Source organism: Wolbachia endosymbiont (group B) of Chesias legatella, assembly GCF_964026945.1.
Taxonomy (GTDB): Bacteria; Pseudomonadota; Alphaproteobacteria; order Rickettsiales; family Anaplasmataceae; genus Wolbachia.
This window is the reverse complement of the sequence record NZ_OZ034711.1, coordinates 15,481-29,224: the sequence shown is the minus strand read 5'-3', so window position 1 is coordinate 29,224 and position 13,744 is coordinate 15,481. Positions and strand designations below refer to the sequence as shown.

Here is a 13,744-nt window from a genome sequence, read left to right as displayed (position 1 = left end):
AATTTCAATAAATTACCTTTTTAATTCTAGATGAGTATACACTTTGTTAATATGTTTGGGTCAAAACCCAAAAGTAAGTTTATGCTTTCTATAGGAAAAGAAGGCACAATGTTACTATATTTTAAAAATGATACTTTAAATAAAAGATATTTTGCTAAGGACAAAAATAATAAAGTTGTTTCTGACTTAATTTCATGTCTCTCATCAGATAAAAAAGCACCCTTATATCTGGTTCTCAATCACACTGATCAGAACTATTTGCTACAGTCTATCCCAAGAGTAAATAGGATTAGTGCTTATCTATCAGCAAAAACAAAAGTAGAGCATTTTGCTCATAATAACGATATAAATTCTATTCTCTTGGTCGAAAAGCCGAATAAATTTAATCAAAACTGGTGGTATCTATTTGTTTCATCAAAAGCAAATCATTTAATAGAATATTGGTTGGACGTGTTTGTTGAAATAGGCTCTAACTTTAAAGGAATATTAATGTTTCCTATAGAACTAGTCAGTATAGCAAAAAAGATTCTACACAAAGATCCTAGTAACTGGAAAATTATAGTTGCTGCAACTAAAACAGGTGGCTATAGACAAGTGGTTCTTAAAGAGAACAAAATGATATTTACACGTTTAATACCATTTACTAATGATAATTTACCAGGAATCATTGCTGGTGAAATATATCAGGAAGTGAAAAATACAATTCAATCTTTAACTAAGTTTGGATTTGAAAAAAATGACCCTATCGACCTTTGCATCATAGTATCAGAAGCTATTAAATCTAGTTTATCAGTTATAAATTTTTCAGAGAATAGTGTGAACATATTGACTCCATATGAGCTAGGTAAACTATTGGGAGCAGAATTAGCTATATGCGAAAAAGATAGCTTTTGTGATACTACAATTTTGTTCCATAGCTTTAAGAATAAGCCAACAGATGTTTTTAATACAAAAGAAACTAAAGAATTTTATCTATTCAATTACCTTTATTTAAACTCTCCTCGGATTTTTCTATACCTCCTTTTGACTTTAATTGTAATTAACACCTTTTGTTTGCAAAATTTGTATTCAAATTTTAATGTTGCTGATAATTTATCTGCAACGCGGAGTGCTTTAAATAACAAACTAATAAAACTTAGCCAAAGCTATAATGTAAAAAAGATAGATGAAGTTTACGATTTTATTAATATAAATAATATTTTATCAAAAATAGAGTACTCTCCTCTCATACAGGTTAAGTATGTAGAAAAGCTAAAAGTACCAGATGTAGAGCTTCAATTATTTGAGTGGAATTATAATGAGGCAAAAAGTTATATTACCACAACTTTAAGGTTTAATTTTCAATCTGGTAAAGACATTTCTTATCAATACGAGAAACTACAGAAAAATTTAAACGATAATTTCCGTACTCATGATATTAGTATTTCTAGCTTACCTACTACTAAAGAGAAAAATCTATCTATTGATGTTGAAATAGGAGAGGCAATGTAGATTGATGACTATCTCTCAACTAAAAAGAAAAGCTACAATTCAGTGCATATATTACTTATTGTTATCTATTGTATTAATAGGGTTATCAACGTGTTTTATTATCTATAACAAAAAGGTTTATAATAAAAATCAAACTGCAGCTGAGGAAATACGCTCTATTAATTTACAGATCATTGAAATTCAAAAGAAAGAAGTCGTTCTAAATAAAAACCTAGATTTATGGAAAAGAATTTCTTCTTCAAACTTACATAGTAGCAGATACATTACAAATTTAAATTTTGAGCTTAACAAGCTATATAAAAAACACTACATGTTAGAACCTGAAATATCAATTTCTATACCTGAAGAAGCTGAACTCCACAATAAAAGTGAACATACAAAAGTAATAAGAAGTGAAGTGGTTCTAAGTTTAAGCTCAATTAGCGATAAGCATATTTTTTTATTTCTACAGTCTATTCCAAATCTTCCTGGTTATGTTATGATCAGATCTCTTACCTTGAATAAGCAGAGAAATATAGATGCTAAAGTTATAAACCAGATTTTAAGTGGTAATATGATAGAGATAGTGAGAGCTAGTATAGTTTTTGATTGGTATACCATATTAAGTAGATGAATATAAAGTTGTTTTTTATTTTTACGCTGCTATTTTTTAATTTTAGTGCATATTGCAATTGCGAAGATCTTGTAGAAAATATAGGGATTTGTAAAAAATATTCTTGCCAACAGCATATTAGTAATGAAGATTTTATTGAGCATAAAATATTAGGGTTAAATAGTGAAAATTTATGTGTATATATAGAAAGACAAGGCAATGATGAAATGGTCTGTCATCATTCTAATGATGGAATGATTATAGAAAAGAAGTACTTAAAAAGTATTTTAAAAGTTGGAAATCAAGAAATAAATGACTTCATTGATATAGCAAATTTGCGTGCGAAGGAGTGTTTTTTTATCAACAATTATTATATAGATCGAGACGATATAATAAAAGAGGCAGCAGAGAGTACTTTATCGCAATATGGTAGCATAAAAAGCATTTTTTTTGATGAAGAGCAGGTTAATAGAATAGTTAGTGAGATGGAAAAGTTTAACTTACAGTCTTCAGGAGTTACAGAGGAAGAAAATTTCAATTGTAAAGTAGTCAGTTTAGATTCAATTTTATACTTTTCCCCCGATACATGGAAAATATGGGTAAATGGAAAGTTGTTTATAAATACTAAGGATTTAAAAGTGCACTCAGTAACTGAAAATTATGTAACTTTTTCATGGGCTGTAAACCAAAAGATAACAAAAGAACGGATAAGCAATTCTAAAAATGTACATTTTGGACATGGAGGTATTATGTTTACGCTTTATCCAGAACAAAAATTTGATTTAGATAGTTTATCTATTAAATAATCTAATACATCTGCGCTTGTAGCTCAGTTGGATAGAGCATTGCCCTCCGGAGGCAAAGGTCGTGGGTTCGAATCCCTCCAAGCGCGTTTTTAATTAAATTTGACAATAATACTCTCACATAAGATAATAAAGAGATTTATTTTAAAGCATAATTATGTCTAGTGGTACTATAAATAAAGTCATATTAGTTGGTAATTTAGGAAAAGATCCTGAAATTAGGACTACACAAAATGGAAAAGAGATGGCAAGTTTTTCGATAGCCACATCTGAAAGTTGGACTGACAAATTTTCTGGTACGCGCTCTGAAAAGACAGAATGGCATAATATTGTAATTTTTAGTGAAGGATTAGTAAAAATTGTTAAGGATTTTGCGCGCAAAGGTAGTAAAGTTTACGTTGAAGGTTCTCTGAGAACTAGAAAATGGACTGACCAAAATGGTAGCGAAAGGTATACGACAGAGGTGGTGCTATATAACTTTAATAGTGCCCTTACCCTTTTAGATTCACGCAACAGTATGTCAAACTCTGATTACAAGCCAAGTGAATACAAACAAAATGAAACAGAACAAAAAGATAAACACGGAAGTTTTGACAACGATATAAAAGACGAACTAATCGATGATGAAATACCATTTTAATAACTTCAATTGAAATCTACATTTTTATGGACTGCTTGTGTTACTCCTTTTAATTGCAGTGGAGATAGTATAGATTACCAAAGCTTGCAGCGTTTACTAACAATGCAAGCTGAAGCTGAAAATGGTGTAGTGTTGCTAGGTAGCACAGGTGAAAGCTTATCACTTACTGATTCTGAAAAGCGCACATTAGTTGAATTTGTATGTGAGCTAAAATTAAATACGAAAATTATAATTGGTGTACCAGGAGTGAATCTATATCAGACTCTTGAATGGCTTGATTTTTGCAAGGGTATGCCTATTCATGGCTATCTAATGACAACTCCCATTTATGCAAAGCCTGGAATCATGGGGCAAACTTTATGGTTTGAAAAGCTGCTTGAAAAAGCACATGTGCCAGCCATGCTTTACAATATTCCATCAAGAGCAGGAGTGAGTCTTCACGCTGAAACTGTACGCAACTTATCCAGCCACGAAAAATTTTGGGCTATCAAAGATTCAAGTGGCACCGTTGATACTTTAACTCAGTATAAGAAAGTTGCACCAAATATTGAGGTCTTTTGCGGAGATGATAATATGATACCCGATATGGCTGCTAAGGGTGCGGCTGGTCTGGTTTCTGTTGCTGCCAATGTTTGGCCACGTGTAGTACATGAATATGTTAAGCAATGCATGAGTGGCGAGAACCCTCAGGCAGACAGTTGGCAACAAGCTTGCAAAACTCTATTTACTGCCAGCAATCCAATACCTACTAAAGCACTCTTGCATGACATTGGGCTTATAGAACACAAAACTGTTCGTCTACCACTAAGCACAGAAGACTTGCCTTCTATTGAAACATTGAGGCAAGCTAATAAAATGATTCTTGGATGGAAAGAATTGACTAATAGCTAAAGCTAGGAACACACATCATCAACTTCTACACCTGCATCAAATAAACTAACTTGTTATAAGAAAACTAACCATGTGAAATTCTTGTTGATATGACTTAATGAATAATTATTTTAGGTTACTAAGTTATTTAAGAAACTTTGATAATATTTAGCCCACTTACTTTTCTATTTTCCATGTCACGATGAGCCTCTATTATTTCATCAAATTTATATTTTTTATTAATTCGTACAATTAAAAGTTTTTTTCTTATCATCTCGAAGATTTCCATTGTGGTAAGCACTAATGTGAATCTATCATGCTTATAATGGTATATTGAGGTTCCTGTTGCAAATAACGAACGCGAACTAAGTAAAGAGAAATTAATAGGAGCATTACCTGATATCTGCCCATAGGAAACATATATGCCAAACTTACCTAAAGATTCAAAAGAGAGCTTGCTTGTAGCGTAACCTATAGGGTCATACACCGCACCTACTCCTCTATTTTTCGTAATCTCCATGATTTTAGAAACGAAGTCTTTATCGTTATAGTCCATTGCGTATGTGCAGCCACTTTGTAAAGCTATCTTCATTTTTTCATCAGAGTTCACAGAACCTATCACTACACCTTTTTTATCCTTTGCCCATTGGCATATTATTTGTCCTAAACCACCATTAGCCCCATGAACTAGCACGAAAGCACCAGGCCTAATTTTATAAGATTGATTAACTAAATAGTGAGCTGTCATACCTTTAAACAGCACTGCAGCAGCAACTTCATCAGGTATATCATTCGGAATTTTTATCAAATATTTCTGGTGTACAATGCGCTTTTCACAATATGCCCCTGGAGGAGCTGTGCAATATCCAACTCTATCTCCAACTTTGAATCCATCACTGATTTTTTTACCAAGTTTTTCAATAACCCCAACTGCTTCCACTCCAAGCACTGATGGCAGATCTTTAATTTTGCGTGTACCTTTTCTGTGTTCTAAATCATAACGATTTAAGCCGATAGTTGTATGACTTATTAAGACTTCCTCATCTTTTGGCTCACCTATGCTCTTATCTACAAATTCTAATACTTCTGGCCCCCCAGTTTTTTTAATTTGTATAGCTCTAACCATGATAAATGTAAGACAAAAACTTTAATTATGTTATCTAGCAATTAATATTTTGCAAAATGTTATTTAGAGTTTATACACTACATAAGCGTATTGTTAATAGTTTTGAGGCACAAATTATCATGAACAGAGAAATTTGGCTTTATGGTGTTTTATTCAATGTGTTGTGCAAAGTGGATGAAGATAATGATTTGGATGTTAACAATGTAATAAAAAAAATAAAAGAAAGGTTAGAATATAGAATACAAAAATCAGATAAAAAAAGAGATTATTGTAAATATTTATATACTTCTTGGGAAAAAAAAGGATTTGATATTAATCACCAATTTGACTTGAAAGATTATGATGGCTTTCCAATAGATAGTCTTTTTTCTATTGCCATTAATTATAAACCGTACCCTTTACCAAATCTAGCACAAGTTTTAATAAAAGCAGGGGCTGATGTGCAAAACAAAAAAGGATACTTACATACCTGTGCTTTGATTACTTCTCCGGACATATTAAAGGCTCTCATAAAAGCGGGAGTGAATGATAGCCCAGATGAAAACTACAATGGAAACACTGCTTTAGAGTGTGTTGCTGAATTATATTGTAAGGATAAGTCAATTGAACGCAAAAATTGCTGTGAGATTCTAATTAAGCATACATTAGAAAAAAATCCCAACATAGAAATACCAGATTCTGTAAAAAATAATAAGGAGTTGGCTCAATGTTGGAATGCTTGTGAAGCAAATAATGAAGGATGGGAATTAGCAACAACGAACACTGAAACACAAGTAGTCAGTGTGCAAAAAGCAAATAAGAGCTCCTGCTCAATTCAATAGATATATCGTACAACCTTGTTCGGATTACAATAGGAAAAGGTTTGTTATTTAAGCTTAAAAAACGTATATGATAGTGTTATTTCACTTAAATCTTTTGTACTATTGTCACGCATTATTTCAGGGTCTACGTAAAAGGATACGGGCATAGCCGCTTTTTGTTTTGGTAGCAGCATTTGCTCTTCAAAACAAAAGCATGCAACTTTATTGAAATATTTACCTGCTTTAAAAGGTGTGACATTATACACTGCCATTCCAAAAGAAGGCTGATCAGATAAATTTTTTGCATAATAAAATACTAAACTTTGTTGCCCTATATTTGTATCGATGTAGTTAGTTTCTGATTTAAATTCCCAAGGCAGACCGGACATTACATCAGCATTTAAGTAAATCCTGATTTTTTGGTCAGTTGCATTTATTGTTGCATTAGTTACTTTTCTCGTTGTGCCACCATATCCAGTAGCTTTACAAAAGATGCTATACAACGGTACTGAAGCATATGCAAGACACAGCATCAATACCACTAAAGATATTAGGAGGAAAACTATAGAACTTTTATTGTTTCCCCTTAAAAAGGAAATCATCTAATCCTTATTGTTGAACAAGTTAAGTAACCTGAGTAAATTGAGGAATATATTGATGAAGTCAAAGTAAAGATTAGTTGCACCAAGTATTGCCAGCTTAGTAGTTGCAACTTCTGAGCCATCATTATATCTATAATAAACATCTTTGATTCTCTGAGCATCGTATGCGGTCATTAAAGTAAACACTATCACTGATACAAACGATATTGCAAAATAGAGAGGACTGCTTCCAAGAAACAGATTAACTATAGATGCAATGATTAACCCCCAGATTCCCATAATCAAAAAAGAACCCATGCTGGTAAGATCTTTTTTTGTAGTATTACCATATAAAGCCATAGAACCAAACATGATCGATGTAATGAAAAATGCTCTCGCTATATTTTCTGCAGTATAAATTATAAAAATATGAGATAAAGAAATTCCCATTAAAACTGAGAATAGAAAAAATACAGTAAGTGTTGACTGAGCACTTAGGTGTTGAAGCCTAAAAGACATATAAAACACCAATGCAACTGGAGATAGCATTACCACAAGCGATAGAACAGGATTGGAATAAATCACCTGGAAAAGACCAGAAAACACTGTTAAAAACGCAACAAGCCCTGTAACACCTAAAGCTAAAGCCATATAATTGTATACTTTAGTTAGGTAACTCCTGAGTCCAGCACTATAATAAACGCCCTGAGAGCGAATATCCTGTTCGTTTTTCATATAAGACATATGTAACTCCTTATTATCTCTTGATGATATATTATAATACAATACAGCGTTTTTATCAAGTATAAAATGACATACTACAATTGAATGGTGTGGTATGCAATTAGAGAATTTCTTCCATAACTATAAGCAAATCGGTTTTCAGCAGCATTTAACTATTATAACAACCTCTGGCAATAGAAATTACTTTCACCATTCCCTCTATCATGATTTAAGGGGAATGGTTAAAGTAGTTTTTGCATTTAATAAAGCATTCTTCTTATAGATACTATACCAACAATCCACTATTTTTTCTATGTCTCGCGGTTTAACCTCCGGACCTATACTGATTCTAATTGAACATTCTGCTTGCTCTTTTGTTGCTCCCATTGCAAGCAAAACATGAGAAGGCCCAACTTTTCCAGAAGAACATGCAGAACCATTGCTGACTGCAATATTATTTAAGTCAAAGCACATGAGCTGCAGATCATTCTTCACTCTCGGCATATAAATGAAACTTGTATTTGGCAATCTTTTAGAATTTCTGCCAAAGATCTTGATATCACTGACAAGACTTAATAACCCATACTCCAATTGATCACGTAGCTTCTCTACTTCATCCATCTTTGATAGAAGATCTGGAATGTTTTGCAATGCAGCAGAAAGACCTACTATTGCAATAATGTTTTCTGTACCACCACGCAATCCTTTTTCTTGCCCACCACCTATTATAATAGGCTCTATTACAAGCTTTTTGTCAAAAATTAAAACTCCGCTGCCTGCTATACCACCAAATTTGTGGGCAGATAAAGTAAGTAAATCCACTTCTAAATCTTTCATATTTAATTCGATTTTCCCAACACTTTGAGCAGCGTCAGTGTGACAGATTGCCCCGAATTTATGTGCCATTTTAGCTATTTCCTTAACAGGCTGGATAACTCCAGTTTCGTTATTAGCCATCATCACTGAAATTATTACTTTATTCCCTTCAAGTTCGCTTAGAATTTTCTCTAGCTCTAAAAAGTCAATAATACCCTCTTGATTAACGGGTATTATATGTGGATTACATGCAGAATTAAGAATTGAAGGATGCTCTATAGCTGAAATTACATGCAGATAGCCTTTCATTCCTCTCATGACGAGGTTGTTTGCTTCAGTTGCACCAGACGTAAAAACTATTTCTTTATCATCTGGAATGCTAAGAGCATCACGTACGTTATCTCTTACCTCTTTAAGAATCTTCCTCGCTTCTTGTCCTCTTTTATGCAGCGATGATGGATTTAGTGTTTGTTTCAACAAAATCTCAAGTATACTTTTTTTTACATTTTTACTCACTGGAGCAGTTGCATTATAATCAGCATACACGCAACTACTGTCTTCGAGAGAGAATAAACTCACAGGCTTATTTGTCACTTACCATCAACCAATTATGTATGTTAACTTTAACACGATAAAAATTTATTGCAAAAACAGGGAAATTAATACATAATTAATAAACAATTTACATTATCAACACCTGTCAAAACAGGTTTTTATTAGGAGTTATCATGGTAGAAGTCTTTTTAAATAATTCAACAAAAAAGATAGAAGGTAGATACCATCAAAGCAAAGGTACCAATGCACCAGTTGTGCTAATTTTACATCATCACCCTCAATATGGTGGTAGTATGGATAGTAAGATTATACATACTATATATGAATCTTTTATCGATAATAACTTTTCTGCATTGACAATTAATTTTCGTGGTGTCGGAAAATCTACCGGAACTTTTGATAAGGGTATAGGAGAATTAACTGATGCTGCAGTAGCTATTGATTGGCTTCAGGAGCATAACTCTAACAATGTTCCAATTTGGATAGTTGGTTTTTCTTTTGGAGCATGGGTAGCTATGCAATTGACAATGCGCCGTCCAGAGATAGTAAGTTTTGTTGCCCTTTCTCTTCCAGCAACTAAGTACGATTTCTCTTTTCTCTCTCCTTGCCCAGTTCCTGGACTTATAATACAAAGTAATAATGATACAATTTCAGAAGAAAGCGATGTAACAGAATTAGCACAAAGGTTAATAAATTCGGTAAAAAATAACCATATGGAATACCATATAGTAGACGATACTAACCACTTTTTAAGGGATAAAGAAGAGGAAGTAGCTCAAATTATAGATAATTATATAAAACTACGCTTAAACAGTGCAGTCACTTCCTCCAAAAAAGTTAAAAAAGAGATAAGGGTAAAAGAATATGCCTAACTTTACAAATGAGAGAAATGAACGTATTAATATAAATAAAAAAAGTCTTGTTATGTTTAGGCAATTATTATTTCTCGTTTTAGCAATGTTTATGCTGTCAGGATGCTTTCTAAGTAAACAGCGTAAGTTAAAGAGTCCGTGTATAAAAAATAATGAAAGCATTTCATGCGAATTACACTCTGTTAATGACCATTGGTTAAATAAGTACAAGTTATAGGTAGCTTTGTATTGTACTGTTTCTTCCATTTACAGCTTTACTAATGATCGGTTTTTTAACTGAAAAATGTGATCTGCTTTTTCTGCAAGGATATAGTTGTGTGTTACTATAAGCATAGAGCTGTTATTTTCCTTTACATATGAATGTAACAGCAAAAATACATTCAAAGAATTTGTTGGGTCTAAATTTCCCGTTGGCTCATCTGCAAGTAAAAGCTTTGGAGAGTTTACAATGCTTCTTGCAATTGCAACCCTCTGCCTTTCTCCACCAGAAATTTCAGATACCATACTACTTGCTTTATTTTCCAGACCAAATTTTTCTAATATTGCTTGCGATTTTTTTTTTGCTTCAGCTTTGCTTCTTCTTGCAATAAGCTGAGGAAGCATAACGTTTTCCAACACTGATAACTCTTGTAATAAATAGTGAAATTGATAAACAAAGCTAAGAAAATTTCTTCTTACATGAGTTTTATATTTATTGCTGGCTTGCGTACAATTTACTCCATCTATTGTCACTACACCTAAAGTTGGCTTATCCAATAGGCCTGCAATTTGCAATATAGTTGTTTTTCCTGATCCTGAATTGCCGATCAATGCAACTACTTGCCCTCTTGTAAGACTCAGATTGATATCTTCTACAATAGCAGGACTTTTTTTGAAGCTCTTACTTACAGAAGCTAGCTCTAGTGTTACACCACCACCCATATTATAAAAAGATCCAGGAGGGAGAATTAGACCGAGAAACTGTTACCACAACCACATCGAGACTTAGCGAGAGCATTCTTGATTTGAAAACCAGAACCACTTAGATCTTCAGTATAATCTATAGTTGAGTTATTTAAAAATTTCGCTGAACAATTATCAACCATTAATACAGGGTTTCCATTCTCATCATTAATTACTATATCTTTACCTTTTTCACTAAAACTGGAGTGGCTTCTATAATCCTCGCTATCTTCGTCATCGTCAAAATCGTCGTCTTCATCATCGTCAAAATCGTCATCCAAAGACATCTTCTTATTTATTTGATCCATAAGAAAATTATACTTGAAGCCAGAGCATCCACCACCTGAAACTGCAACCCGCAAAATAGAACTCTCATCTCCTTCCTGTTCTACAAGGGAGTGGATTTTCCTTAATGCATTGTCAGTTAAGCTAATATTGTAATCTGTTGACATAACAACCACCGTTCATTATTGATAACCTATTATAGTAGAAATTTTACATGTCAAACAATAATTTTCTATTAAGTTACGCGTGCTTTCCAAATAAAACAAAAGGAAGAAATTTCAAAGAGCCAGAAGACAAAAATCGCAGCTGTTTTCAGCGTGATAGGGACCGCATTATTCACTCTAATGCGTTTAGGAAACTAGGATACAAAACACAAGTTTTTATCAATTATGAGCATGATTACTATCGTACTCGGCTAACTCATAGCCTTGAAGTTGCACAAATTGCAAGATCCATCGCACGCAGGCTCAGATTAGATGAGGACATCACCGAATGCATAGCGCTTGCACATGACCTTGGTCATCCTCCATTTGGTCACACAGGTGAGAATGCTCTAGTTCAAGTTGATAAGGAGAAGTATGAGTTTGATCATAATGTTCAAGCTATAAGGATTTTAACTTATCTTGAACAAAAACATGCTGATTTTGATGGTATGAATCTAAGTTGGGAGGTGATTGAAGGGGTTGCAAAACATAACGGTCCTTTACTCGGTCAAAATGCGGTATCTCAAACAAATAATCAGCTGTTATTAGAATGCAATGAAAAATATGATCTAAAGCTTGAAGAATTTTCAAGCATTGAAGCACAAGTTGCTTCGATTGCTGATGACATCGCTTACAGTGTGCATGATCTTGATGATGCACTCAGGGCAAATTTAGTAACCATCGCAGATTTGCTTGATGTTCCTTTAATTGGCAAAATGTTCAAAGAAGTAAAAAGCGAATATTCAGAATTGGCTCAAAGCAAACTCATACATGAATCACTGAGTAGAACTATAGGAATTATGATAAATGATGTCGTTTTTCAGACCGAAAGAAATATTGAAGATCACAAAATAAAAAGTGTAGAAGATGTAAGGAGCTTGAATAATATGCTAGTCACATTTTCACCAGAAGTTGCAAATGCCACAAAAGAGATGAAAAAATTCAACATGGAAAAAATATACAGAAGTTATAAACTGGCCAGAACAATGAACAAAGCAAAACGTATAGTACAGGAGCTTTTTCAATGTTTTTATGAAAACCCAAGGTTATTACCCACAGAGTGGAACAAACTTGCTTGTGAATCTCAGCGTTCAGTAATAATATGTGATTATATCTCAGGTATGACAGATAGATTTGCCATACACGAGCACAGAAGAATTTTTGATACCTCATACGAAATGACTTCTTTCTAATGACTGATGATTATTTCATGTCGATCGCATTAAAACTTGCAGAAAAAAGTCTTGGAAGTGTTGCACCAAATCCCGCTGTTGGATGTATCATTGTAAAAGATGGTATGATAATTGGTGAAGGCTACACAGGAATCGGTGGACGTCCACATGCAGAAGTAGTTGCTTTACAAAATGCTAAAGATTTAACTCATGGTGCAACTATGTACGTCACTCTTGAACCATGCTGCCACTTTGGAGTTACAGAACCTTGCACTGCAGAAATCATAAGATCTGGAATAAAAATGGTGGTGATTGCAACAATTGATCCAGATAGTAGGGTTTCAGGTAGAGGGATAAAAGCTTTAGCAGATGCAGGAATTGAAGTAAAACAAGGGATTATGCAGAAAGAAGCAGAGAAACTGAATGTTGGCTTTTTTACCACCAAGAAACTCCATAGACCATTCATAGCTTGCAAAATCGCAACAACTCTCGATGGAAAAATCGCAACGTTTACAGGTGATAGCAAATGGATAACAAGTGAAGATACGAGAAATTGCGTACATGAGCTCAGAGCAAAATATGATGCAATTATGATTGGCAGTAGTACCCTTATCAATGACGATCCACTCTTAACTTGCAGATTACCAGGACTCGAAGAAAGGTCGCCAATAAGGCTAATTATCGATAGCCAAGGGAAATTGAAGGAAGAGCATAATATTGCAAAAACTGCAGACAAAATAACAACTTGGGTGATTACAAACAGAGAAATAGAGAGAAAAATAAAAAACATTAATTATTTGATAGTCAATTCAAATCACAAACCTCCTGTTATTCCAGATGTTACCCCAACACACTCTCCTGTCATTCCAATGCCTTCTCCTGTCATCCCAGTGCCAAGACCAGAAAACTTCAAGCAATTGCATAATGAAAACTGGTCACGCGCTGGAATGACATCGGAACATGATGTTATCGGCAAAGTCTGCTTAAAAGACATGGCATCAAAACTTGTTTCAGAAATTGGTATAACAAGGTTATTAGTTGAAGGTGGAGGAGTGTTGATTACAGAATTATTAAAGCACAATTTAATCGACAGGTTGATAATCTGCCGTAGTGGCAAGATTTTAGGTAATGATGCCACTCCTTTTGTAGGAGATTTAGGAATTCAATCCATCAATGAATGTTATCAGTTCAAAAAAGCAGAGATAATAGAGTTTAGTAAGGATGTAGTTGAGATGTGGGATAGATTACCGTAACCTTTACATACTTGAACGAT

The 13,744-nt window shown here is 33.6% G+C and carries 15 protein-coding genes and 1 tRNA gene; 10 read left to right on the top strand and 6 right to left on the bottom strand.

Going from position 1 to position 13,744, the window contains the following annotated elements; genetic code table 11:
• Positions 1-51: 51 nt before the first annotated feature.
• The 6 genes from AAGD65_RS00150 (at position 52) to dapA (ending at position 4,417) form a co-directional block, all read left to right on the top strand.
• A complete protein-coding gene (locus tag AAGD65_RS00150; RefSeq protein ID WP_264683445.1) occupies positions 52-1,491 on the top strand; it encodes a hypothetical protein in 1,440 nt (479 codons plus the stop codon).
• A 4-nt stretch (positions 1,492-1,495) separates the two neighbouring features.
• Complete coding sequence (locus tag AAGD65_RS00145) at positions 1,496-2,104, top strand: hypothetical protein (RefSeq protein ID WP_010406999.1); 609 nt, start codon at positions 1,496-1,498, stop codon at positions 2,102-2,104.
• Positions 2,101-2,889 carry a hypothetical protein gene (locus AAGD65_RS00140; protein WP_010407002.1) on the top strand — a complete coding sequence of 263 codons (789 nt, stop codon included), beginning with the start codon at positions 2,101-2,103 and terminating at the stop codon, positions 2,887-2,889. The genes AAGD65_RS00145 and AAGD65_RS00140 overlap by 4 nt, the downstream gene beginning before the upstream one ends.
• 12 nt (positions 2,890-2,901) lie before the next feature.
• Positions 2,902-2,975, top strand: a tRNA-Arg gene (locus tag AAGD65_RS00135).
• Positions 2,976-3,043: 68 nt separating this feature from the next.
• The gene (gene ssb, locus AAGD65_RS00130) at positions 3,044-3,526 is read left to right on the top strand and encodes a single-stranded DNA-binding protein (RefSeq protein WP_006014313.1); all 483 of its coding nucleotides are present in this window, start codon (positions 3,044-3,046) and stop codon (positions 3,524-3,526) included.
• Positions 3,527-3,535: 9 nt separating this feature from the next.
• The gene (gene dapA, locus AAGD65_RS00125; RefSeq protein WP_029237692.1) at positions 3,536-4,417 is read left to right on the top strand and encodes a 4-hydroxy-tetrahydrodipicolinate synthase; all 882 of its coding nucleotides are present in this window, start codon (positions 3,536-3,538) and stop codon (positions 4,415-4,417) included.
• Between the two features lie 127 nt (positions 4,418-4,544).
• On the opposite strand, the gene AAGD65_RS00120 is transcribed toward dapA, so the two are convergent.
• Positions 4,545-5,522, bottom strand: a complete 978-nt coding sequence (locus AAGD65_RS00120; RefSeq protein WP_264682843.1) for a quinone oxidoreductase family protein — start codon at positions 5,520-5,522, stop codon at positions 4,545-4,547.
• 119 nt (positions 5,523-5,641) lie between these two features.
• Between AAGD65_RS00120 and AAGD65_RS00115 the strand changes: the two genes are divergently transcribed.
• Positions 5,642-6,343, top strand: a complete 702-nt coding sequence (locus AAGD65_RS00115; RefSeq protein WP_264682842.1) for an ankyrin repeat domain-containing protein — start codon at positions 5,642-5,644, stop codon at positions 6,341-6,343.
• A gap of 44 nt (positions 6,344-6,387) precedes the next feature.
• On the opposite strand, the gene AAGD65_RS00110 is transcribed toward AAGD65_RS00115, so the two are convergent.
• The 3 genes from AAGD65_RS00110 to AAGD65_RS00100 form a co-directional block, all read right to left on the bottom strand.
• Positions 6,388-6,924, bottom strand: a complete 537-nt coding sequence (locus AAGD65_RS00110; protein WP_063630821.1) for a cytochrome c oxidase assembly protein — start codon at positions 6,922-6,924, stop codon at positions 6,388-6,390.
• A complete protein-coding gene (locus tag AAGD65_RS00105; RefSeq protein WP_007302228.1) occupies positions 6,925-7,647 on the bottom strand; it encodes a Bax inhibitor-1/YccA family protein in 723 nt (240 codons plus the stop codon). It lies immediately after the preceding gene.
• Positions 7,648-7,848: 201 nt separating this feature from the next.
• On the bottom strand, positions 7,849-9,036 hold the full coding sequence (locus AAGD65_RS00100) for a cysteine desulfurase family protein (RefSeq protein ID WP_264682840.1): 1,188 nt from the start codon (positions 9,034-9,036) through the stop codon (positions 7,849-7,851).
• A gap of 134 nt (positions 9,037-9,170) precedes the next feature.
• Here AAGD65_RS00100 and AAGD65_RS00095 point away from each other — a divergent pair, with 134 nt between their 5' ends.
• On the top strand, positions 9,171-9,869 hold the full coding sequence (locus AAGD65_RS00095) for an alpha/beta hydrolase (RefSeq protein ID WP_341810933.1): 699 nt from the start codon (positions 9,171-9,173) through the stop codon (positions 9,867-9,869).
• 246 nt (positions 9,870-10,115) lie between these two features.
• On the opposite strand, the gene AAGD65_RS00090 is transcribed toward AAGD65_RS00095, so the two are convergent.
• Both AAGD65_RS00090 and AAGD65_RS00085 read right to left on the bottom strand, forming a co-directional pair.
• Positions 10,116-10,790, bottom strand: a complete 675-nt coding sequence (locus AAGD65_RS00090; RefSeq protein ID WP_264682839.1) for an ABC transporter ATP-binding protein — start codon at positions 10,788-10,790, stop codon at positions 10,116-10,118.
• A gap of 26 nt (positions 10,791-10,816) precedes the next feature.
• Entirely contained in the window at positions 10,817-11,263 is a 447-nt protein-coding gene (locus AAGD65_RS00085; protein ID WP_007302232.1) for a HesB/IscA family protein, read from the bottom strand.
• A gap of 47 nt (positions 11,264-11,310) precedes the next feature.
• Here AAGD65_RS00085 and AAGD65_RS00080 point away from each other — a divergent pair, with 47 nt between their 5' ends.
• Together AAGD65_RS00080 and ribD are read left to right on the top strand one after the other, a co-directional pair.
• Complete coding sequence (locus tag AAGD65_RS00080; protein ID WP_064085387.1) at positions 11,311-12,492, top strand: deoxyguanosinetriphosphate triphosphohydrolase; 1,182 nt, start codon at positions 11,311-11,313, stop codon at positions 12,490-12,492.
• On the top strand, positions 12,492-13,724 hold the full coding sequence (gene ribD / locus AAGD65_RS00075; protein WP_264682838.1) for a bifunctional diaminohydroxyphosphoribosylaminopyrimidine deaminase/5-amino-6-(5-phosphoribosylamino)uracil reductase RibD: 1,233 nt from the start codon (positions 12,492-12,494) through the stop codon (positions 13,722-13,724). Before AAGD65_RS00080 ends, ribD begins: the two co-directional genes overlap by 1 nt.
• The last annotated feature ends 20 nt before the right edge of the window (positions 13,725-13,744 follow it).

Coding starts and splice junctions, on each gene's coding strand:
- ssb (WP_006014313.1), top strand. CDS start 3,044: ATGTCTAGTGGTACTATAAATAAAGTCATATTAGTTGGTAATTTAGGA.
- AAGD65_RS00095 (WP_341810933.1), top strand. CDS start 9,171: ATGGTAGAAGTCTTTTTAAATAATTCAACAAAAAAGATAGAAGGTAGA.
- AAGD65_RS00090 (WP_264682839.1), bottom strand. CDS start 10,790: ATGGGTGGTGGTGTAACACTAGAGCTAGCTTCTGTAAGTAAGAGCTTC.
- AAGD65_RS00150 (WP_264683445.1), top strand. CDS start 52: ATGTTTGGGTCAAAACCCAAAAGTAAGTTTATGCTTTCTATAGGAAAA.
- AAGD65_RS00120 (WP_264682843.1), bottom strand. CDS start 5,522: ATGGTTAGAGCTATACAAATTAAAAAAACTGGGGGGCCAGAAGTATTA.
- AAGD65_RS00110 (WP_063630821.1), bottom strand. CDS start 6,924: ATGATTTCCTTTTTAAGGGGAAACAATAAAAGTTCTATAGTTTTCCTC.
- ribD (WP_264682838.1), top strand. CDS start 12,492: ATGACTGATGATTATTTCATGTCGATCGCATTAAAACTTGCAGAAAAA.
- AAGD65_RS00145 (WP_010406999.1), top strand. CDS start 1,496: ATGACTATCTCTCAACTAAAAAGAAAAGCTACAATTCAGTGCATATAT.
- AAGD65_RS00105 (WP_007302228.1), bottom strand. CDS start 7,647: ATGTCTTATATGAAAAACGAACAGGATATTCGCTCTCAGGGCGTTTAT.
- AAGD65_RS00080 (WP_064085387.1), top strand. CDS start 11,311: ATGTCAAACAATAATTTTCTATTAAGTTACGCGTGCTTTCCAAATAAA.
- AAGD65_RS00085 (WP_007302232.1), bottom strand. CDS start 11,263: ATGTCAACAGATTACAATATTAGCTTAACTGACAATGCATTAAGGAAA.
- AAGD65_RS00140 (WP_010407002.1), top strand. CDS start 2,101: ATGAATATAAAGTTGTTTTTTATTTTTACGCTGCTATTTTTTAATTTT.
- AAGD65_RS00115 (WP_264682842.1), top strand. CDS start 5,642: ATGAACAGAGAAATTTGGCTTTATGGTGTTTTATTCAATGTGTTGTGC.